Raw genomic sequence first — 2,750 nt, 5'->3', positions numbered from 1 at the left:
GCGCGAAACTACTTCGCCGTCGTCGCCATTGCCGCCACTCTGCTCTGGATAAGGTAACTGTCCACACGGCCTAGGCGGGTCTGGCCATCTCGTATCGACTGATGATGCTCCCGAACAGGCTCCAACACTGTCGCTTTGCCAAAGGAATGCCCATTTTCGAGGTGTTGGGCTATGCGCTCCTTGACTGCCTCGGTGAGTTTCTGACGCGTGTGCTCGTCCTTTGGAATGCGCGCTGGAGGAGTTCTCGACTACGACAAGTTGCGATTGTGCCGCCACCAAATCTGGATCACGTGCGGCCGCACGTCGGTCGGCTGCACGAAACCTCTCCGCGGTCACCCGCCAGTGATTGCGGGCCACCTGCCGCCGCTCGACGGCAGCGACCCCGCTGGCAGCGTCGATCACCTCGATCCGCTTTGCGACGCGTTCGACGCCGTCCCTACGCACTTGGACATGGTCCAAAGGCTTTGCGCTGCTATCCCCCGCCGCCTTATCAAGACCGACGCCCCACGCCTGATGATGCCGACCATCTTCGAGCTCGATGGTCACATAGGTGGATGTCTCATTCGTGCGGTTGCGGTAGGGTGCGCGACCGACCTCGACCAGACGTCCCGATAGGCCTTTGTCATAGTCGAGCTGATCGGCGCGGCGGTTCCTGTCGGAGGCTGAGCGAGCCTCTTCATCGTGGCTCCGGGCGTGCGCTCGATCCCAGACCTCTCGACGATCGGCGAGCGCCTGCCGATCAAGGTCGTTTGGTTGATAGCCCTGCACCTCTACTCCGCGCGCGCCAGCCTCGAGCCAGACCTCGCGCCGGAACTCCATGGAGCCGCGGACGTGAAGTGCCTCCCACTGCCGATGTTGTGCCACGCTGACCATGTCGCGGATCACGTCAGCCGCGGCCAGCCGGGTGATCAGGCGATCTTCTGTGACCTTGAACGCGAGGTACTCGCCGTGTGCGTCGGCGTAGAGCCGGGGCTTCGCTGTCTGGCCCGTCCCTTCCGGATGTATTGGCCACCACGTAGTATTTGCGGCGGATACGATCCGGGAACGCGTTGTCCGTGACCGTCGCGGAGGAAGGCGTGTCGGTCGCGGCCGACTTGGCTGCGGAGCCGCCGTGCCCCTTGTCTCCGTTGGAACTGCGCCGGGCGCGATGTTGCCGTTCGAGACTGAAATCCCCGCTGTCCTCATGTGTGTCGTTCATGCTGCGGCTCGTTTTTCTTGCGGTCAGACCGTCGCGCCGGCCGGATGGCCTGGGCGTCGATGTAGTTCAGGGTCCAAGCTTTCATGTCGTCTTCGGACAGACCTTCGAGGTCGACATCCACGTCCCCAAAGTCGAACGAGGCATTCGAGGGGATCGTTGGGGGGTCGGCCACCTCCTCGTCGGTCATGGGCCGCGCCCGGAATACCGCGCGCAGCTCGGCAATCTCGGAGCGCAGCTCCTTGATCTCGGCGTCGAGCAGTGCATTTGAACGCCCTTTGGGCATCTGCGGGACAGGCGCCGGCAGCAAGCGCTCCAGAAAAGACTTGTCTTCGTAATAGATGATTTTGTCGGCGATGATAGGTGGAATGCCGATGCCAAGAATGAAGGCCTTGGATTTCGGAAGAAGTTTCAGCTCTTGCGGAAGCATTAGGGCGCGACGATGTTCGGATACCGTCTCGCTGGTCGCGCGCATCGCCAGCCCTTTTGGCCCGCTGCGACTGCGTGCGTTCACGGTCTCGTAGCCGATGCGCTCCGAGAGCTCATTCGCGACGTCCTGCTCCTTCGGGGCAAACAGGACCTCGATGGCGTGGTTGGTCATGAAGTTGCGCGCGGCGTCGATCCCATAGATCGCACGCAGCTGCGCCGGGCTCTGGACTACGGTGAGGAGGCGGATGCCGTATCCGGCGACAAAGGCGACCGATTTTGCTAGCACATTGACATTGCCCAGGGCCGGAAATTCGTCCAGCAAGAGCAGCACCTTTCGCGTGAGTGTGGGGTTTTGTTCGGGTAGTTCGCGGGTGTTGAGGTCGACCACCTGCTGGAAAAACAAGTTTAGTAACGGCGCCATGCGGTCGAGATTGTCAGGTGTCACCCCAAGATAGATCGACATCGGCCGCCGCCTCAGCTGCTGCAGGTCGAAATCAGTATTCGAGGTTGCGGCATCGATGCGGGGATTAAGCCAGAGACCGAGCCGCGCGGTCACGGTTTTGCGCACCGAATTCAAGGTGTTCTCGGAGGCGGCGAGAAAATCGTTCAGCGCCGTGATACAGTGCCGCGACAGCGGGGAAGGGCCCGCCTTGCGGTTGGCGATGATTTTGCCGAAGTGGGTCTTGAGATCCTGGGTTGCCGACAGCTGGCGCAGGATCTCGCCGATCGTCAATGGTAAGCTCGGCGTTTCCGCGACATAGCCGCCAATCGCCACAAAGGATGAACGAGCCGCCTCGAACCAGAACGGATCGCCGCGGCTTTCGGCGGGAAACAGCATCACCGCGATGCGCTGCAGATCGTCGTAGAGATCGGCGGGATCGCTGCGCATCGGAAGCGGCGTTCAGGCTGACGCTCGCATTCTCCGGGAGCGGGATCGGCGTAGCCCGCCAGGCGCCATGATCGTATTTGTAGACGAACGCCTTGCCCTGAACATTGTCGAGGATCGTCAGGATCAACATGCTCCTCGTGGCCTCGTGGCCGCGAAGCCGCGTGAGCGTCATCCGGCGACCACGCACTGAGGGCTGATCTGGTCGGCTAGGAAGATCTCGTGGATTGTTTCGTCACG

General features: G+C 61.8%; 2 protein-coding genes. Both read right to left on the bottom strand.

What is annotated here, in order from left to right; translation table 11 throughout:
- The coding region (locus AAFX91_RS40640) for an LPD7 domain-containing protein (RefSeq protein WP_394570239.1) at positions 1 to 885 on the bottom strand (885 nt) is incomplete at its 3' end.
- Positions 886 to 1,181: 296 nt separating this feature from the next.
- Entirely contained in the window at positions 1,182 to 2,513 is a 1,332-nt protein-coding gene (locus tag AAFX91_RS40635; RefSeq protein ID WP_394570238.1) for a type IV secretory system conjugative DNA transfer family protein, read from the bottom strand.
- Between the last annotated feature and the right edge of the window lie 237 nt (positions 2,514 to 2,750).

Origin of the sequence: Bradyrhizobium sp. 31Argb (assembly GCF_043638955.1) — a bacterium.
Classification (GTDB): Bacteria; Pseudomonadota; Alphaproteobacteria; order Rhizobiales; family Xanthobacteraceae; genus Bradyrhizobium.
Note: the sequence above shows the minus strand (reverse complement) of the source record. Positions and strands in the feature narration are given on the sequence as shown.